The 17,218-nt window shown below is 62.8% G+C and carries 15 protein-coding genes; 7 read left to right on the top strand and 8 right to left on the bottom strand.

The genetic code is table 11. The features are described from left to right. Position 1 precedes the first annotated feature (1 nt). The 4 genes from C6558_RS02500 to C6558_RS02485 all read left to right on the top strand — a co-directional run bounded on the left by C6558_RS02500 (position 2) and on the right by C6558_RS02485 (position 4,655). Positions 2–1,171, top strand: a complete 1,170-nt coding sequence (locus C6558_RS02500; protein WP_025425850.1) for a M20 aminoacylase family protein — start codon at positions 2–4, stop codon at positions 1,169–1,171. Between the two features lie 326 nt (positions 1,172–1,497). Then, positions 1,498–2,901 carry a cytochrome ubiquinol oxidase subunit I gene (locus C6558_RS02495; protein WP_025425849.1) on the top strand — a complete coding sequence of 468 codons (1,404 nt, stop codon included), beginning with the start codon at positions 1,498–1,500 and terminating at the stop codon, positions 2,899–2,901. Next, the gene (gene cydB, locus C6558_RS02490) at positions 2,891–3,895 is read left to right on the top strand and encodes a cytochrome d ubiquinol oxidase subunit II (RefSeq protein WP_025425848.1); all 1,005 of its coding nucleotides are present in this window, start codon (positions 2,891–2,893) and stop codon (positions 3,893–3,895) included. Before C6558_RS02495 ends, cydB begins: the two co-directional genes overlap by 11 nt. Positions 3,896–4,337: 442 nt before the next feature. Then, positions 4,338–4,655: a chorismate mutase family protein gene (locus C6558_RS02485; RefSeq protein ID WP_025425846.1), complete on the top strand. Its 318-nt coding sequence runs from the start codon at positions 4,338–4,340 to the stop codon at positions 4,653–4,655. Between the two features lie 9 nt (positions 4,656–4,664). On the opposite strand, the gene galE is transcribed toward C6558_RS02485, so the two are convergent. The 3 genes from galE to mscL all read right to left on the bottom strand — a co-directional run bounded on the left by galE (position 4,665) and on the right by mscL (position 7,826). Beyond that, positions 4,665–5,687: a UDP-glucose 4-epimerase GalE gene (galE, locus tag C6558_RS02480; protein ID WP_025425845.1), complete on the bottom strand. Its 1,023-nt coding sequence runs from the start codon at positions 5,685–5,687 to the stop codon at positions 4,665–4,667. Positions 5,688–5,973: 286 nt separating this feature from the next. Further along, positions 5,974–7,140, bottom strand: a complete 1,167-nt coding sequence (locus C6558_RS02475) for a pyridoxal phosphate-dependent aminotransferase (protein WP_025425844.1) — start codon at positions 7,138–7,140, stop codon at positions 5,974–5,976. Positions 7,141–7,397: 257 nt separating this feature from the next. Continuing rightward, a complete protein-coding gene (gene mscL / locus C6558_RS02470) occupies positions 7,398–7,826 on the bottom strand; it encodes a large conductance mechanosensitive channel protein MscL (protein ID WP_025425843.1) in 429 nt (142 codons plus the stop codon). A 271-nt stretch (positions 7,827–8,097) separates the two neighbouring features. Between mscL and C6558_RS02465 the strand changes: the two genes are divergently transcribed. After that, positions 8,098–11,601 carry a PAS domain-containing hybrid sensor histidine kinase/response regulator gene (locus C6558_RS02465; RefSeq protein ID WP_025425842.1) on the top strand — a complete coding sequence of 1,168 codons (3,504 nt, stop codon included), beginning with the start codon at positions 8,098–8,100 and terminating at the stop codon, positions 11,599–11,601. A 125-nt stretch (positions 11,602–11,726) separates the two neighbouring features. On the opposite strand, the gene C6558_RS02460 is transcribed toward C6558_RS02465, so the two are convergent. Together C6558_RS02460 and C6558_RS02455 are read right to left on the bottom strand one after the other, a co-directional pair. Beyond that, positions 11,727–12,377 carry a response regulator transcription factor gene (locus C6558_RS02460; RefSeq protein WP_025425841.1) on the bottom strand — a complete coding sequence of 217 codons (651 nt, stop codon included), beginning with the start codon at positions 12,375–12,377 and terminating at the stop codon, positions 11,727–11,729. A 75-nt stretch (positions 12,378–12,452) separates the two neighbouring features. After that, positions 12,453–12,872: a hypothetical protein gene (locus tag C6558_RS02455; RefSeq protein ID WP_025425840.1), complete on the bottom strand. Its 420-nt coding sequence runs from the start codon at positions 12,870–12,872 to the stop codon at positions 12,453–12,455. A 122-nt stretch (positions 12,873–12,994) separates the two neighbouring features. Between C6558_RS02455 and C6558_RS02450 the strand changes: the two genes are divergently transcribed. Both C6558_RS02450 and C6558_RS02445 read left to right on the top strand, forming a co-directional pair. Beyond that, positions 12,995–13,342, top strand: a complete 348-nt coding sequence (locus C6558_RS02450) for a DUF952 domain-containing protein (RefSeq protein WP_107026889.1) — start codon at positions 12,995–12,997, stop codon at positions 13,340–13,342. After that, on the top strand, positions 13,339–14,427 hold the full coding sequence (locus C6558_RS02445; protein ID WP_025425838.1) for a quinone-dependent dihydroorotate dehydrogenase: 1,089 nt from the start codon (positions 13,339–13,341) through the stop codon (positions 14,425–14,427). The genes C6558_RS02450 and C6558_RS02445 overlap by 4 nt, the downstream gene beginning before the upstream one ends. Here C6558_RS02445 and C6558_RS02440 read toward each other — a convergent pair. The 3 genes from C6558_RS02440 to C6558_RS02430 all read right to left on the bottom strand — a co-directional run bounded on the left by C6558_RS02440 (position 14,403) and on the right by C6558_RS02430 (position 16,876). Then, the gene (locus C6558_RS02440; protein WP_025425837.1) at positions 14,403–15,761 is read right to left on the bottom strand and encodes an MATE family efflux transporter; all 1,359 of its coding nucleotides are present in this window, start codon (positions 15,759–15,761) and stop codon (positions 14,403–14,405) included. The two genes, C6558_RS02445 and C6558_RS02440, sit on opposite strands and share 25 nt — an antisense overlap. 342 nt (positions 15,762–16,103) lie before the next feature. Beyond that, entirely contained in the window at positions 16,104–16,607 is a 504-nt protein-coding gene (locus C6558_RS02435) for a CAP domain-containing protein (protein WP_025425836.1), read from the bottom strand. Between the two features lie 2 nt (positions 16,608–16,609). Further along, on the bottom strand, positions 16,610–16,876 hold the full coding sequence (locus C6558_RS02430) for a DUF6460 domain-containing protein (protein ID WP_025425835.1): 267 nt from the start codon (positions 16,874–16,876) through the stop codon (positions 16,610–16,612). Positions 16,877–17,218: the final 342 nt, after the last annotated feature.

Here is a 17,218-nt window from a genome sequence, read left to right as displayed (position 1 = left end):
CATGAAGCTTTCCTCCTCCATCGACAACGCCATGCCGGACCTCGTCGCCATCCGGCACGATCTGCATGCCCACCCCGAACTCGGCCTGGAGGAGACGCGCACCTCCGCCTTCATCGCCCGGCACCTCGCCGAACTCGGCTACGAGGTGACGACGGGGCTTGCCAAGACCGGCGTCGTCGGGACGTTGCGCAATGGCAGCGGGTTACGTTCGATCGGCATTCGCGCCGATATCGATGCGCTTCCGATCCTTGAGGAAACCGGCCTCGGCTACGCCAGCAAGACACCGGGGCTGATGCATGCCTGCGGCCACGACGGCCACACGACGATGCTGCTCGGCGCGGCACGCGCCCTTGCCGAACGCCGCAATTTCGATGGCACCATTCACCTGATCTTCCAGCCGGCCGAGGAGAATTTCGGCGGCGCCAAGATCATGATGGACGAAGGGCTGTTTGAAAAATTCCCCTGCGACGCGGTCTTTGCGCTTCACAACGAACCGGGCCTGCCCTTCGGGCAGTTCGCTTTGCGCGAAGGGCCGATCATGGCGGCGGTCGACGAAGCGCGGATCACCGTGCACGGACGCGGCGGCCATGGTGCCGAACCGCAGGACACCGCCGACCCGATCGTCTGCGGCGCTTCGATCATCATGGCGCTGCAGTCGATCGTCTCGCGCAACATTCACCCGATGGATCCGTCCGTCGTCACCGTCGGCGCCTTCCATGCCGGCTCCGCCAGCAACATCATCCCGGAGCGCGCCGAGATCGTCGTCGGCATCCGGTCCTTCGACCCCGCCGTGCGCGACGAGCTGGAGCGCCGTATCCGCATGATCGCAGAGGCGCAAGCCGCAAGCTTCGGCATGCGCGCAACGGTCGACTATCTGCGCAGCTACGACGCGACCATCAACCACAAGGCAGAGACGGATTTTGTCCGCGATCTTGCCGTCCGCTTTGCCGGTGCCGACAAGGTGATCGATCTCGCCCGCCCGTTCATGGGCAGCGAGGACTTCGCCTACATGCTGCAGGAGCGGCCGGGGACTTACTTCTTCCTCGGCTCGAAAGTGAGCGGCGAGGAGAAGCCGCTCCATCATCCCGCCTACAACTTCAACGACGATCTTCTGCCCGTCGGCGCCGCCTTCTGGACGGAGCTTGCGGAAGCCTATCTGCCGACGCGCTGAAAACGGCGACACAACACCAAGCGCCCCCATGTGCTCGTGCCATCGATGACCGGCGCGCCCGCTCCCTTTTGCCGCAAGCGCGACATTGCCGCAGTGTGACAACGTGGCGGCCGGCCCATCATTGACCTTTGGCAATTTTGGCTCAGATTCAATCACATGCTGAAATTCGGGTGCAACCACAGGATTGGCCCGGCCCGAAAGGCACCGCGTAACGCCTTAGGTCGGAAACGATCCGAGGCCGAAAGTGCGCAGCAGACCAGAGAGCTGCAGTGAGCCTTGCGCGTCCAAATGGACACGCGGCGCTGCACGTCTGAAAGGATTGTGCCGTGTTTGAAAATTTCGATGCGACGATACTTGCCCGCATCCAGTTCGCCTTCACCGTCTCGTTCCACATCATCTTCCCCGCCTTTTCGATCGGGCTTGCGAGCTACCTTGCGGTGCTCGAAGCGTTGTGGCTGTGGAAGAAGGACGAGGTCTATCTCGAGCTCTTCAATTTCTGGAAGACGATCTTTGCCGTCGCCTTCGGCATGGGCGTCGTCTCCGGCATCGTCATGTCCTACCAGTTCGGCACCAACTGGAGCGTCTTTTCCGACAAGGCAGGGCCGATCATCGGGCCGCTGATGGGCTACGAGGTGTTGACCGCCTTCTTCCTCGAGGCGGGGTTCCTGGGCGTCATGCTCTTCGGCCTCAACCGCGTCGGCCCGAAACTGCATTTTCTGGCGACTGCCATGGTCGCGATCGGCACGCTGATCTCGGCCACCTGGATCCTTTCGGCAAATTCGTGGATGCAGACGCCGAGGGGCTTCGAGATCAATGCGGTCGGCCAGTTTGTGCCGGTCGATTGGTGGGCTATCGTCTTCAACCCGTCCTTTCCCTATCGCCTGGTGCACATGGTGCTTGCCGCCTATCTGACGACCGCCTTCGTCGTCGGCGCCTGCGGCGCCTGGCACCTCATCCGCAAGACGGCGCCGCGCCGGGCGCGAAAGATGTTCTCGATGGCGATGTGGATGGCGGCGATCGTTGCGCCGATCCAGATCTTTGCCGGCGACATGCACGGCCTCAACACGCTGGAACATCAACCGGCCAAGGTGATGGCGATGGAAGGCCACTACCAGAGCCACCCGGACGGCGCGCCGCTCATCCTCTTCGGCATTCCCAATTCCGCCGAAAAGCGCGTCGACTACGCCATCGACGTGCCGAAGCTGTCGAGCCTCATCCTCAAGCACGATCTCAATGCGCCGCTTGCCGGCCTCGACACCATTCCCGACGAACTGCATCCGCCTGTTGGTATCATCTTCTGGTCGTTCCGCGTCATGGTCGGCCTCGGCTTCGCCATGCTCGGTATCGGGCTGTGGAGCCTGTGGTGTCGGTATCGCGGCACGCTTGACAGCAATGCCTGGCTACACCGTGCAGCAGTCCTCATGGGCCCGGCCGGCTTCGTCGCCGTGCTTGCCGGTTGGATCACCACGGAGGTCGGCCGCCAGCCCTATACGGTCTACGGCCATCTGCTGACGGCAGACTCGGTCGCACCGATTGCGGCCCCTGCCGTCGGCGCTTCGCTGCTGGCCTTCATCATCGTCTACTTCTTCGTTTTCGGCGCAGGCACTTTCTACATCCTGCGGCTGATGGCGCGGCTGCCGCGTGATCCGACGCCGGATCTCGACGAGGGGCCGATCCGCACGGCCGGTGCCGCCCTCGCCAACCCCCATGGAGGTCATCATGGACATTGATCTGCCGCTGATTTGGGCCGGCATCATCGCCTTTGCGGTGCTCGCCTATGTCATCCTCGACGGGTTCGACCTCGGTGTCGGCATCCTTTTCCCGTTCTTTCCGCAAAAGCATGATCGCGACGTGATGATGAACTCGGTCGCACCCGTCTGGGACGGCAACGAGACCTGGCTCGTGCTGGGCGGTGGCGGCCTGATGGCGGTGTTCCCGCTCGCCTACGCCACCATCCTGCCGGCACTTTACGCGCCCATCATCGCCATGGTCATCGGCCTTATCTTCCGTGGCGTTGCCTTCGAATATCGCTGGCGCACCAAGCGGGCCGAGTATCTCTGGAACTGGGCCTTTGCCGGCGGCTCGATGCTCGCCGCATTTGCCCAAGGCATCACGCTGGGGGCGCTGGTTCAGGGCATTCCGGTTGAGAACCGGGCCTATACCGGCGGCTGGTGGGACTGGTTGACGCCATTCTCGATCATGACCGGCATCGCCGTCGTCGTCGGCTATGCACTGCTCGGCGCCACCTGGCTTGTCATGAAGACCCATGGGGATCTGGCGGAGCGGGCTCGCAGCCTTGCCCTCAAATGCTCGTTCGGCACAATCGCCGCCATGGGCATCGTCAGCCTGTGGACGCCCTTCCTCGAACCGCTCTATCTGCAGCGCTGGTTCGGCTGGCCGACGGCAATCTTCAGCATCATCGTGCCACTGCTGGTGCTCGGTTGCCTCTATCTTCTGATAACCGGCATCAGGACCCGTCATGACACCCGGCCGTTCCTTGCCGCGCTGGGGCTGTTCGTGCTCGGCTATGCCGGCATCGGCATCAGCTTCTTTCCCTATATCGTGCCGCCATCGCTGACGATCTGGGATGCGGCGGCACCTGACGCCAGCCTGTCGTTCCTGCTTGCCGGCGCGCTGGTGCTGGTGCCGATCATCCTTGCCTATACCGGCTACGCCTATTGGGTCTTCCGCGGCAAGATCGACCCGGAGGAGGGCTACCATTGAAAAGCGAAACGGGAACCGGTCGCAAGCTTCTGTGGTTTGTCGGCCTCTGGTGTGCGGGCGTGGTGACCGTCACCGTCGTCGGCCTGATAATCAAGCTGATGATCGGCACCTGATCATGATGGTTCGGTGACAGGGCATAAAGCCTCGCTCAAGCTTGGCGGGTTAGCTTTTCCCAACACGTCAGCAGGCGATCGCCGCGGACGGAGACAGGACCGCACCCTCCTCCCTCGCCAAGCGATCGCCTGCTGAGGTGACCACCAACCCGGTGGCACCTGGTGATTACGGTCCCGGTGTCACCTCGTGATCACCGTTCCGCTGACACTGGGACCGTGCGACCCTGTTGCCTCTTCTCAGATCCCCCGCCGTTTGTTAGCAGTGCGCCGCAAGAGCGCCGCGTGCCCCTGCGGGCGCAAGGCATCCCTGCCGCAACCGGACGAGACAGATGCAAAAGACCCCAGCCGAATGCACTGATATGGCCGATGTGCGCGCCGAGATCGATCGGCTCGATCAGGCGCTGATGGCGCTTTTCGCCGAGCGCTGGGGCTATATCGACCGCGCCGCAGAGATCAAGCGGCCGCTGAAGCTGAAGGCCGATATCCCGGCGCGGGTCATGGAAGTGCGCGAGAATGCCCGCAAGAATGCCGAGAGCCAGAACCTGGACCCGGATTTCTACGAGGAGATCTGGGCACGGCTGATCAACCACGCGATCGCGCATGAACAAAAGATACTGGGCGAAACGAGCGACGATCAAACGCCCTGATCGAGGGCCTCAGACCAATCGCATCTGCGGGCGTGGCAGGTCGTAGCTGTTCTTGCGTGAAAGATGCTCTTCCCAGGCGAAGGCGCTCTCTACGATCTGGTCAAGACTTGCATGGGCCGGCACCCATCCAAGCTTCAGCCGTGCGAGCGCGGGATCGGCAACGATGCGAGCGATATCGCCCGGTCGCCGCGGCCCATGCTTAACCGCAATGTCACGGCCAGAGATGCGCCTGATGGTGTCGATGACCTGCAACACCGAAAAACCCTCGCCGTAGCCGCAATTGCTGATCAACGGCTCGCCACCGGCCCTGAGATAGGCAAGCGCACGCATGTGGGCTTCGACGAGGTCGGCCACGTGGATGTAATCGCGGATGCCGGTGCCGTCGGGCGTGGAATAATCCGTGCCGTAGATATCGACCTTCGGCCGCTTGCCGAGCGCGGCTTCACAGGCGACCTTGATCAGATGGGTTGCGCCGGTCGTCGACTGACCTGTCCTACCCAGGGGATCGGCGCCGGCGACGTTGAAATAGCGCAGCGCCACATAGCTGAAATCGTGGGCTGCAGCGGCATCCCGCAGGATCAATTCGGCCATCAGCTTCGATAGCCCATAGGGGCTTTCGGGGTGGAGGGCTGTCGTCTCGCGCACGGGTTCCGCGCCGTCCTGGCTGCCATAGACGGCCGCCGTCGACGAGAAAACGAAACCGCCGATCCCCGCTTTCACGCCGGCCTCTATCAGCGTACGCGTGTTGCCGGTGTTGTTTTCGTAATAGGCAAGCGGGTTGGCAACCGATTCAGGAACGATCGCCGAACCGGCGAAATGCACGACCGCATCGATGCTGTTCTCGTCGAAGATGCGTGCCAGCAATACCTTGTCGCCGACATCGCCACGGTAGAAACGCGCCTCTGATGGCACGGCCCAGCGGAAACCGGTCGACAGTCGATCGAGCACGACCACATCCTCGTGGGCGTCGAGCAACGCCCACGTCATGTGGCTGCCGATATAGCCGGCACCGCCCGTTACCAACACAGCCATTTACTGCTTCCCGTTCCCTGGAACATAGGAGACAGCAAAACCCACAGATGCTTTCGGAATAGGTAAGGGCCGCACGTCTGCGCGGCCGCGGGACCACAATTCCTTGGTGTAGAGTTAAGAAATAGTCACGCCGAAAGGTCGGCGGGGCACTTACAGCGCCGCGCGTCAAATCTGACGCGCTAAGGACGCTGTAACATTCTAAACTTGCTGCATAATTTTTGCCTTAAATCTATCCTGATTTAAGGAATTATGCAGGAGCGCACGCCGACCTAAGCGATGGCGACCGTTACCGACCGAGAATGTAATTTTGCAGGCGGTGTGCCGCTTCCGCGACCTGCGCCGGATCACGCAGGAAGCAGGCGCGCATGAACAAGGAGCCGCCATCGCCGAATGCGGTTCCCGGCGCAAGGCCAACGCCTGTCTTGTCGACGATGTCGATCGCCGCAGCGCGCGAATCCGTGACGCCGTCGATCTTGAGGAACGTATAGATCGCACCGTCCGGCTTCAGCGTTTCGACCCGATTGGTGGCGATCAGCGCGTCGCACAAGAGGTCACGGCTCTGTGCGGCCTTGGCAATGTTGGCGTCGACGAAAGCATCGCCCTCTTCCAACGCCACGACGGCGCCGCGCTGCATGAACTGCGCCACGCCTGAGGTTGCATATTGCACCAGGTTTTCAAGCACCTGGCCGATTGCCGGCGGGGCGACGATCCAGCCGACGCGCCAACCGGTCATCGACCAGTTCTTGGAGAAGGAGTTGACGAAGATGATGCGCTCGTCGTCGTCCATCACATCAAGGAAAGAAGGCGCCCGGCCGCCTGCGTAGTGATAAAGCGCATAGATCTCGTCGGCGACGATCCAGAGGCCGTGCTTGCGCGCCAGCGCCAGAATGGCGCGAAGATCGTCATGGCTGGCGGTCCAGCCGGTCGGGTTGGACGGCGTGTTGATGAAGAGAGCCTTGGTCTTCGGACCGATTGCCGCTTCGAGCCGCTCGTGATCGAGCTGCCACGTGCCGTTTTCGAAGCGGAGCTCAACGGAGACGGGCTTGACGCCCGACAGCTCGGCAGCCGCGGCAAAATTCGGCCAAGCCGGGGTCAAAAGCACCATCTCGTCGCCCGGCGAGGTGATCGCCTCGATCGAAAGCTTGATTGCCTGCATGCCGGAGCCGGTGACATAGAAATGCTCCGGTGACAGGGTCTTCTGGAACCGGCGCTGGTAATAGCGCGACAGCGCTTCGCGCAGTGGCGGGATGCCGCGCTGCCAGGTGTAGAAGGTTTCTCCGGCGAGCAACGCTTCGCTGGCGGCCTCGGAAATGAAGGTCGGGGTCGAAAGATCGCCTTCGCCGACCCAGAGCGGGATCAGACCGTCGCGCCCACGGGCATAGTTCACGACCTCGACGATGCCGCTTTCCGGCGCCGAGAGTGCACGGGGACTGAGGGTGGTGATGATGGTCATCGACGGGCTCCTGGATCACGTTTTTGATTTGGTCGGGTTGGCTCGACCCAAATCAAAAACGTGATCGATTTTCATGAGTTAGAGCGGGATGCGGGCGGAAAACCGCCCACACTTTTCCTGATCCCGCTCCGGATCGCCCGTCGCTTCTAGCCGCTTTCGCAGCGGCGATCACGCGACTTTATCTGACCGGTTTATTGATTTCTGTGATGTTTCGCGGGCTTCGGTCGACGACGCCGGAGCCCGCGGGAAGAGGAAACTCAGGCGCGCTGCTTCAAGAGATCGCGGATTTCCGAAAGCAGCCGGACATCTTCCGGCGGCGGAGCGGCCGGCTCGGATTCCTTCTGCTTTTCGACCGATGCACGCACGCGGTTTACCGCTTTGATCATCAGGAAGATGATCCAAGCGAGGATCAGAAAGTTGATGAGGACAGTGATGAAGTTGCCATAGGCGAAGACGGCGCCCTGTTCACGGGCAGCGGCAAGAGACGTCGCCGTCACGTTGGCCGAGAGCGGCAGGAAGTAGTTGGAGAAGTCGAAACCGCCACCGGTGAGCGCACCGACAACGGGCATCACCAGGTCTTCGACGATCGACGTGACGATCTTGCTGAAAGCGGCGCCGATGATCACACCCACCGCGAGATCCATCACGTTCCCGCGGGCAACAAACTCTTTGAACTCATTCAGCATACGTCTCTCCGTATTATCCCCGTTGAAAGCGACCGCTGGCGCTGTCCCGCGCTGCAACCGTTTACGGAAACTAAACCAAAGCGGGCAGGGGGGAAACCATTCTTTGCCTTTGATCAAATCGTATGCAAGCGAGTTGCCCGATTGCGATCGCCCGCTGACGACACCGGCGGGCCGCGCGCTTTCTTCAACGCCGCCTTGAACTTAAGACTGATGCCGAGGCAATTCTCAACCTCTTGCAGTTGGCCTATGCTTGCCCCCGGAGGAATGAGGCATGCTCTCGGGTTCGGTCATCTTCGCCTCGGCCTTCGCCTATCTGCTGCTGCTTTTCGCAGTCGCAAGCTACGGCGACCGGCGGGCCAGGAAAAAAAGCACTGCGGTCAACGGCAGGCCGCTGGTCTATGCGCTGAGCCTTGCGATCTATTGCACGTCCTGGACCTATTTCGGCGGCATCGGCCTTGCGGCCGAGCGTGGCCTCGAGTTCACCGGCATCTATATCGGCCCGATCCTGATGTTCACGCTTGGCATGCCGCTGATCCGCAAGATCATCCGGCTTGCCAAGACCGAGAAGCTGACATCGGTCGCCGACTTCATCGCCGCCCGCCATGGCAAGAACCCGGCGGTGGCGGCGATCGTTGCGCTGATTTCGCTGGTGGGCGCCGTGCCCTATATTGCGCTGCAGCTGAAGGCGATCTCGAGCTCGGTCGCGGCGATGATCAACACCAGCGACTATGGCATCGGCGCCGGGCAAAGCTTCATCGACCTGCCGCTCCTCGTCACCCTGTTCCTCGCCTGCTTCGCCATCGTCTTCGGCACCCGCCATACGGATGCAACCGAACACCAGGACGGCCTGATCCTCGCGATCGCGATGGAATCGGTGGTCAAGCTGGTGGCGCTGATCACCGCCGGCCTCTACATCGTATTCGTGATTTTCGACGGGCCGACGCATCTGTGGACCCTCGCCCAGCAAAGCCCGGCGGTCGAAAAGGCGCTCTCCTACGAAACGCCGATCGCGCGCTGGATCCTGCTGATCGTCACCTCGGCCTTTGCGATCATCATGCTGCCGCGGCAGTTTCATGTCACTGTCGTCGAGAACCGCACCGAAGGCGAGTTGCGCACCGCCGGCATTCTCTTTCCGCTCTACCTCGTCGCCATCAACCTTTTCGTTCTGCCGATCGCCATTGCCGGCATCCTGACCTTCTCGGGATCCGGCGACGCCGACCTCTACCTGCTGACGCTGCCGCTCGCCAACGGCCTGCCGCTATTGACGCTGATTACCTTCATCGGCGGTTTTTCGGCAGCGACGGCCATGGTCATCGTTGCCTCCGTGGCGCTGTCGATCATGATTTCCAACGACATCGTCATGCCAGTCTTCCTGCGCCGCAATCTCGGCCAGCGCGGCGGGCTGCAGGAAAATCTCGCGGGCACACTGCTCAATATTCGCCGCACGGCGATCTTCGTCGTGCTTTTGCTCGGCTATGCCTATTACCGTTCGGCCGATATCAGCGCCGGCCTCGCCTCGCTCGGGCTTCTCTCCTTCGTTGCCATTTCGCAGATGGCACCTTCTCTGCTCGGCGGCCTGGTCTGGCGTCAGGCCAATGCCCGCGGCGCCATCTGCGGCATGGTCTCGGGCTTCTTCGTCTGGGCCTATCTCCTGTTCCTGCCGAGCCTCGGCGGACCGGATAATTCGCATGTCGCAACGACGGTCCTCAGTTTCCTGCTACCCTTCACCGAGGTCTTTTCCGGCACTGACGCCGATCCTCTGGTCAACGCCACCGCGCTCAGCCTGCTCGTCAATCTGACCATGTACGTGCTCGCCTCGCTGACCCGGGCACCCAAGCCGCTCGAACGTTTTCAGGCGGGGGTCTTCATCACCCGGCGCTCGCGCAGCGAGAGGGCGTTTCGCGGCCGAAAGACCAAGATCACCGTCCGCGACCTCAAGGCGACGATCGCCCGCTATATGGGCGACGAGCGCATGCAGCGTTCGTTCCATACCTATGAGCGCCAGTCCGGCCGCTGGCTCGACGACAATGCGCCCGCCGACATGGCGCTGGTGCATTTTTCCGAGCAGCTGCTCGGCAGCGCCATCGGCTCGTCCTCGGCCCGCCTCGTGTTTTCGCTGGTGTTGCAACGGGTCGACGACACCTCGTCGGATACGGCCTGGCTGCTGGACCAGGCAAGCGAAGCGCTGCAGTACAATCAGGACATGCTGCAGACCGCGCTTTCGCAGATGGACCAGGGCATCGCCGTCTTCGACAACGCCAACAACTTGATCATCTGGAACCGGCGTTTCCGCCAGCTGCTCGACCTGCCGGAAGCCGCCGGCCAGGTGGGTTTCCCGCTTGCCGACATCGTCGCGATCCTCACCAAGCGGGGCGATATCCGCAAGGAGGACGAGAAGCGGCTGATCGCCAACTTCCTGACGCTCGACAAGCCATTCCTGATGGAGCTTGGAAACGGCCAGCAGATCATTGAAGTGCGCACCAACGCAATGCCCGACAAGGGTATCGTCACGACCTACACCGACATCACCCAGCGGGTCGCCGCCGACATGGCGCTGAAGCAGGCAAACGAGACGCTCGAGCTTCGGGTGGCCGAGCGCACCGGCGAACTGACCCGGGTGAACCACGAACTCGCCGAGGCTCGCGCCGCCGCCGAAGAGGCCAATATCGGCAAGACGCGCTTCTTTGCCGCCGCCGGCCACGACATCCTGCAGCCGCTCAACGCCGCCCGGCTCTACTCCTCCTCGCTGGTCGAACGCCTCGGGGAATCGGACAACAGCACGCTGGTGGAAAACATCGATTCCTCGCTGGAATCGGTAGAAGCCATTCTTGGTGCCGTTCTTGACATATCCCGCTTGGACACCGGCGCGATGAAGGCGCGCCTGCAGTCGGTCCCGCTCAACGACCTCTTGCGCCGGGTCGAGACGGATTTCGCGCCGATGGCACGGGCGAAAGACCTCGAGCTGGTGGTGATGCCGACGTCGCTGGTGGTGCGCACGGATCCGAACCTGCTCCGGCGCGTCGTGCAGAACCTGGTCTCGAACGCCGTCAAATACACGCTCCGAGGCAAGGTGCTCGTCGGCGTGCGCCGGCGCGGCAAGATGGCGACGATCGAAGTGCTGGATTCCGGCATCGGCATCCCGTCATCGAAGTTCCGCACCGTCTTCAAGGAGTTTGCGCGCCTCGACGAGGGCGCCCGCACCGCATCCGGGCTCGGCCTCGGGCTTTCGATCGTCGACCGGATTTCGCGGGTGCTTAACCATCCCGTCAGCCTGCAGTCCAAGCCCGGCAAGGGCACCGGTTTCAAGGTCACGGTGCCGCTCGATCCAACGGCGGGAGAACGGGTCGCCGTCCCGCCCGTGCCGACGACCAAGGCCAGCGAGGCGCTCAACGGCCTGCGCGTGCTCTGCATCGACAACGAGCCGCGCATCATCGAAGGCATGCGGGTGCTGCTATCGGGCTGGGGCTGCGTCGTCACGACGGCGGAATCGCTTAACGCCTGCACCGAGATGTCGACGTCCACGCAGGAGCGTCCGCACGCCATCATCGCCGACTACCATCTCGACGACGGCACCGGCATCGAGGCGATCGCGCGCATCCGGGCGCTGTTCGGCGACAACATACCGGCTTTGCTCGTCACCGCCGACCGGTCGCCGGAAGTGCGCGGCGCGGCGGAGCGCGACGGCGTCGGCCTGCAGAACAAGCCGGTGCGGCCAGCCGCCATGCGGGCATGGCTGACCCAGCTCTCGACGGCGGCAAAGACGGCTGCGGAATAGTCGCTAATGCGGTGTCGCGCATAAAGCGCGCTGCGTTCTTTTAGGAACGCTTTTCGAACTCAAAGCGCTGGTTCCGTCGCATGTCGCGATCGCAAAACCGGGTGCCCACTTTTGCGCGGGATGCTCTAGGCCGCCGCCACAGTACCGATCTTCGAAAGCTGGATGACGGCCTGCGTGCGGCTGTCGACGTTGAGCTTCAACAGGATCGCCGAGACATGCGCCTTGATGGTCGCCTCGGAAACCCCGAGCTCATAGGCGATCTGTTTGTTGAGCAGGCCCTCGCCGAGCATGCTCAGAACGCGCGATTGCTGCGGCGTCAAGGTTTGCAGCCGCTGCAGGAGATCGGCGACCTCCGGCTCGTATTCCTGCCCCTGCTCGTAGCCGGCCGGCACGAAGACTTCGCCGGCCATGACTTTCTCGATGCCATCGCGGATTTCCTCGATCCCCGCCGATTTCGACAGGAAGCCGGAGGCGCCGAGATCGAGCGCCCGGTGGATCGTCGCCGGGTCGTCATGTGCGGAAACCACCATGACCGGCAGGCTTGGAAATTCGGCGCGAAGGGCGATCAGGCCCGACAGGCCGCTGACGCCGGGCATGGTGAGGTCGAGCAGCATCAGGTCTGCGTCGGGACAATCGGCGGCGGCCTTGCGCGCGGCAGCGAAGTCGCCGGCTTCGACGATGGCAGGCGCGCCGGCCATGCCGCTCAATGCCTGCCGCATGGCGCCGCGAAAGAGCGGGTGGTCGTCTGCGATGATGATGGTCATGTCCGGCGTCATGTCGCTCCCTCCCAAGAGCTTCGGCTGCAGCCCGCGTCCCCACGCCGGTTGTAGCCGCACAGTCCGTCCGACCCGTCAGGTCTTCTGCGGCGACGTTCCGTCGCTGCTGCCTTCAAGATCCTTCACGATATCCATGAACTTGCGCATCATTCTTTCCATGATGCCCATTGTCCGGTCAATCTCTTCGTCGGTCGGAAGGTCCGGTTTTGCGACGGCCCCACCGGATTTAGCGGCCTTTTCCAACGCTTCCACCCGCTTGGTAAGGAGATCGATCTCCAATTCGAAAGCCGTGCGCTCATCGGCAGCCATGCGGCAAACGAGCTGACCGTCTTTCTCCTGGCAGAGCGAGACCTCGCCGGTCTGGGTGTCGAGCCGGGCAATGCCGGTGTCCGACTTCTGCATGGCGTAGCGACCGGGCGCCGGTTCCTGGGCGCGTGCGCCTGCGGCAAGGCCGAGGCTGCCGCCTATAAGCATGACTGCAATTGCTCTTCTCATGATTTCCTCTCCGTTGCGGACATACGGGCGGAAATCCGCCGGTGAAAGATCTTCAGCAATGGACAATCGCCGATATTTGCGGCAAGGCCACGACAGGATATCACGACGGACAAGCGGGCATCATGAGCTCAATCATATACAAGATCGTTCCGGCCGCACTATGGCAGGAAGCCAAACGCACCGGCCGTTTTGATGGCGCGCCCATCGACCTCGCGGACGGCTTCATCCACTTTTCGACCGGCGAGCAGGCGATCGAAACCGCCGCCCGCCACTTCGAAGGGCAGGAAGGCCTGCTGCTGGTGGCGATCGATGGCGATGCGCTCGGCAAAGAGCTGGTCTATGAGCCGTCACGCGGCGGTGCCCTTTTCCCGCATCTCTACGCACCGCTGTTCCTTTCGGCCGTCCTGTGGGAAAAGCCGCTGCCGCTCGGCGCCGATGGCCTTCACGTCTTCCCGGAACTCGAGGCATGACCAATCCCTTTGCCAATCTTGCCCGCCGCGGCCTTTTCCTCTTCGATCCGGAGGCAGCCCACGGACTGTCGATCAAGGCACTGAAGACCGGCCTCGTGCCGAGCTGTCCGTCCAGACAGGACAAGCGGCTTGCCCAGACCGTTGCCGGTATTGCCTTCCCCAATCCGCTCGGCATGGCAGCTGGATACGACAAGAATGCCGAGGTGCCGGAAGCGCTTTTGAAGATCGGCTTCGGCTTTACCGAAATCGGAACGGTGACGCCGCGTCCGCAATCGGGCAACGACAAGCCGCGCATCTTCCGCCTGGTGGAAGACGAAGCGGTGATCAATCGCCTCGGCTTCAACAATGAGGGCCACGGCGCAGCCCTGGCCCGCCTCAAGGCCTGCTCGCGCGACGCGCTGATCGGCGTCAATATCGGCGCCAACAAGGACAGTGCCGATCGCATCGGCGACTATGTCAGCGGCATCCACACCTTCTACTCCGTCGCCAGATATTTCACCGCCAACATCTCCTCGCCGAACACGCCCGGTCTTCGCGACCTGCAGGCGCGCGAAAGTTTGGCGACGCTGCTTTCGGCCGTGCTTGCTGCGCGCGACGAGGAAGCCTCGCGCAGCAACAGGCGCGTGCCGGTCTTCCTCAAGATCGCTCCCGATCTGACCGAGGAAGGCCTGGATGACATCGCGGCCGAAGTGCTCGCCCAAGATCTCGACGGGCTGATCGTCTCGAACACGACGCTTTCGCGCGATGGCCTCAAAGACCAGGCCCAGGCGAAGGAAGCCGGCGGCCTTTCCGGCAAGCCGCTGTTCGAGAAATCGACGGCCGTTCTTGCCCGGATGCGCAAGCGCGTCGGCCCGGCCCTGCCGATCATCGGTGTCGGCGGCGTCAGTTCGGCCGAAACGGCTGCAGAGAAGATCCGCGCCGGCGCCGACCTGGTCCAGCTCTATTCCTGCATGGTCTATGAAGGTCCGGCGCTGCCCGGCCGGATCGTGCGCGGGCTTTCCGAGCTCTGCGATCGCCAGGGCCTGACATCGATCCGCGACCTTCGTGACAGCCGCCTCGACTACTGGACCGAACGAAAGGTCTGACCGGCCTTTGCCGGAATTCTGGCGAGCAGGAACAGGCCACGCATCAGCAGGAACAGGTTGAGCCCCGCCCATAGGCCGTGATTGCCGAAGGCGGGGACAAGGATCCCCAGGGCGGCTATGTATCCGACCAGGGCTGCCAGCATCATGTTGCGCATGTCGCGCGACCAGGTAGCGCCGATGAAGACCCCATCCATCAGGAAGGCGAGCGCGCCGGTCATCGCCGTCAGGGCCGCCCAGGGCAGATATTCGTAAGCGACCATGCGAACGTCTTGCGCCGTGGTCAAGAGATCGACCATCCCGCGGCCGAAAAGCAGGAGCGCCATCGTCGTCAAGGCGGCGAGACCGAGCGACCATGCCATCGTCAGCTTCAGTGCCCGATCGAAAGCCGGACGGTAATGGGCACCGATCGAACGGCCGATCAGTTGCTCGGCCGCATTGGCAAGCCCGTCGAGATAATAGCCGGCAACGAGAAAAATGGTCATCAGCACCGCGTTCGCCGCCAGCGTCACCGGGCCGAAAGCTGTGCCGATCCGCGTTATCAGCGCGAAGGCCGCGACGAGAACGAAGGACCGGATCATGATGTCGCGGTTGAGCCCGAACAGCGGCCGGAGCCGTTCGCGGTCGAAGATCATCGCCCAGCTCGGCGCGTCCGTCCTGTCGAAGCGGCCATAGACGATGGCAAAGCCGACCAGAGCGCCGATGACCTCGCCGGTCACGGTTGCGATCGCGACACCGGCGACACCCCAGCCCAGGATCAATCCGAGTAGGATCGACAGCACAATGTTGACCCCGTTGATCAAAGCCTGCAGCAACAGCCCGGTCGTGCCCTGGCCGCGCCCGAGCACAAAGCCGAGGATAGCATAATTGGCAAGTGCCGCCGGGGACGAGAGGATGCGACAGAGGAAATAGGTGCGCGTAACAGCTTCCACTTCTGCCGGTGGGTCCATCAGCCAGAGACCACCGGCGAGCAAAAGCGGCGACAGGGCGACAACCGTAACACCGGCCGCAAGCGCGATCACCAGCGAGCGCCAGAACACGGCCTGCTGTTCGCGCCGGTCACCCCGACCATAGGCCTGCGCGACAAGGCCCGTCGTGGCGGCGCGCAGGAAATTGAAGGTGGTGAAGATCAGGTCGAAGATTATCGCCCCGACAGCAAGTCCGGCCAGCAGCGTCGCCTGGCCCATGCGGCCGACCACCGCGGTATCGACGAGGCCGAGCAACGGCGTGGTCAGAAAGCCCAGCGTCATCGGCAGCGCAATCGCCAGGATCAGCCGGTGGGTGACCTCAAAGGGGCCGGCGGTTTCGGTCTGCGCGGCGGGAGAAATGGCGGTCATCGAACGGTCCAGGGGAATGAGTGCGTGACGACCGTTTTAGGGAAAGATCATAGGCGGGCGCAAGAGACTGCGGTTGGTGACAGCAGTCGATACCTCAGCGCCACGATGGCCCCTCACCCTAACTCTCTCTCCGCTTGCGGGGAGAGAGGACGCACACGGGCGACAGATGTCGAATGCCTCGTAGGTTTGCAGGCAAGATTGGAGCTGCCGGCAAGCCCGCGGGAAAACGCAACGTCCCGATGGAAGGCAAAACGGTAGAGCGTCGTCCCTTCTCCCCGCCCGCGGGGAGAAGGTCCGGGGGATGAGGGGCGGCCTCGAACGCGGTGACAGAGAAACGAGCGATCAGCCCGCCAGCACCATGGCCCAATAGGGCCGGTTGCCCGAAGCGGCGTTTTGCGCCACGGCCACGCCGAGACCACGATAGTTGCCAAGCATGTTTTCCAGATGCTTCGGCGATTTGTACCAGGCGTCATAGGCGCGTTCGGCGTCGTCCTGGCCGACAGCGATGTTCTCGGCAGCCGGAAGGACCACGCCCTGGCTCTTCATCCTGTCGTAGAAACTGTCGTTCCAGCCGATCAGGTGCTGCATCTTGCCGACCTTGGCCATTCTCGCCGCCTGGCTCATGGCCGCAGCGGAAGCCGCCTTGTCCGCCACCAGCGGCGACAGGCCCTTGTTCTTGCGCAGGACGTTGACATAGCCGAGGCTCGCCGCGGTCTGGTCGCTGCCGGTGCCAGTTGCCGGCGACAGCACGTTGGATGTGGTGCAGCCGGCGAGAGCGCCAAGCGAAAGCACGGCACCGGCGCGCAGAAAGCCGCGGCGCTCGATGAGGAAAAGCTGATCCTTCATGCTCAACGCCGGTAGCTCATGACACGCAGGATGACGAAGGCGGGAATGACGATCGCAGCGCCCAGCAGCAGATAGTCGCCGATCCGGCCAAGGGCGGAGAAGCCCGTGTGCCAGAGGTCGAGCAGGAAGTTGCGGATGCCGAAATAGATGTCGGCGGGATACCAGCCGAAAACGGTCATGACGAACCCGACCAGGATCGACACCACGACGAGCTTGACGAGGACGCGCAGCGGCGAATCCCCCAAGAATTTGTTCACTCCGTCCGACATCGGCGAAATACTCCTGTTTCCCTTCACATAAGCTGCCATTCGCACCCTCGCAAGTCACCGGAAAAGGCGGGCTTATACCAACCTGCGCTGATATTGACCTATTGCGCCGGAGCGATTTTGGTTTCCGGCAAGGAGAAAACCGGAACCGGACCAAGTGGTCCGGTGAGGATTATCGACGCTATCCGGAGGCCAAAAGCGCCCGGCCCTTCGGGTGGGCCGTCTGTCGGCCAGCGGCAGCGTCGCAATCCTCGACCGATGCCAAGGCATCGCTCTTGCGGTATGCTCCTCGCCGGATGACCGCAGACGGTCCCACGCAATAGGTCAATATCAGCGCAGGTTGGT

This window comes from Ensifer sp. NM-2 (assembly GCF_003024455.1).
Classification (GTDB): Bacteria; Pseudomonadota; Alphaproteobacteria; order Rhizobiales; family Rhizobiaceae; genus Ensifer; species Ensifer canadensis.
The sequence above is the reverse complement of the archived record's forward strand: the minus strand, read 5'-3'. Positions and strand labels throughout refer to the sequence as shown.

What these genes read in the sequence shown, in the direction of transcription:
- C6558_RS02500 (WP_025425850.1), top strand. Translation starts at nt 2, where the DNA reads ATGAAGCTTTCCTCCTCCATCGACAACGCCATGCCGGACCTCGTCGCC.
- cydB (WP_025425848.1), top strand. Translation starts at nt 2,891, where the DNA reads ATGGACATTGATCTGCCGCTGATTTGGGCCGGCATCATCGCCTTTGCG.
- C6558_RS02485 (WP_025425846.1), top strand. Translation starts at nt 4,338, where the DNA reads ATGCAAAAGACCCCAGCCGAATGCACTGATATGGCCGATGTGCGCGCC.
- galE (WP_025425845.1), bottom strand. Translation starts at nt 5,687, where the DNA reads ATGGCTGTGTTGGTAACGGGCGGTGCCGGCTATATCGGCAGCCACATG.
- C6558_RS02475 (WP_025425844.1), bottom strand. Translation starts at nt 7,140, where the DNA reads ATGACCATCATCACCACCCTCAGTCCCCGTGCACTCTCGGCGCCGGAA.
- mscL (WP_025425843.1), bottom strand. Translation starts at nt 7,826, where the DNA reads ATGCTGAATGAGTTCAAAGAGTTTGTTGCCCGCGGGAACGTGATGGAT.
- C6558_RS02465 (WP_025425842.1), top strand. Translation starts at nt 8,098, where the DNA reads ATGCTCTCGGGTTCGGTCATCTTCGCCTCGGCCTTCGCCTATCTGCTG.
- C6558_RS02460 (WP_025425841.1), bottom strand. Translation starts at nt 12,377, where the DNA reads ATGACGCCGGACATGACCATCATCATCGCAGACGACCACCCGCTCTTT.
- C6558_RS02455 (WP_025425840.1), bottom strand. Translation starts at nt 12,872, where the DNA reads ATGAGAAGAGCAATTGCAGTCATGCTTATAGGCGGCAGCCTCGGCCTT.
- C6558_RS02450 (WP_107026889.1), top strand. Translation starts at nt 12,995, where the DNA reads ATGAGCTCAATCATATACAAGATCGTTCCGGCCGCACTATGGCAGGAA.
- C6558_RS02445 (WP_025425838.1), top strand. Translation starts at nt 13,339, where the DNA reads ATGACCAATCCCTTTGCCAATCTTGCCCGCCGCGGCCTTTTCCTCTTC.
- C6558_RS02440 (WP_025425837.1), bottom strand. Translation starts at nt 15,761, where the DNA reads ATGACCGCCATTTCTCCCGCCGCGCAGACCGAAACCGCCGGCCCCTTT.
- C6558_RS02435 (WP_025425836.1), bottom strand. Translation starts at nt 16,607, where the DNA reads ATGAAGGATCAGCTTTTCCTCATCGAGCGCCGCGGCTTTCTGCGCGCC.
- C6558_RS02430 (WP_025425835.1), bottom strand. Translation starts at nt 16,876, where the DNA reads ATGTCGGACGGAGTGAACAAATTCTTGGGGGATTCGCCGCTGCGCGTC.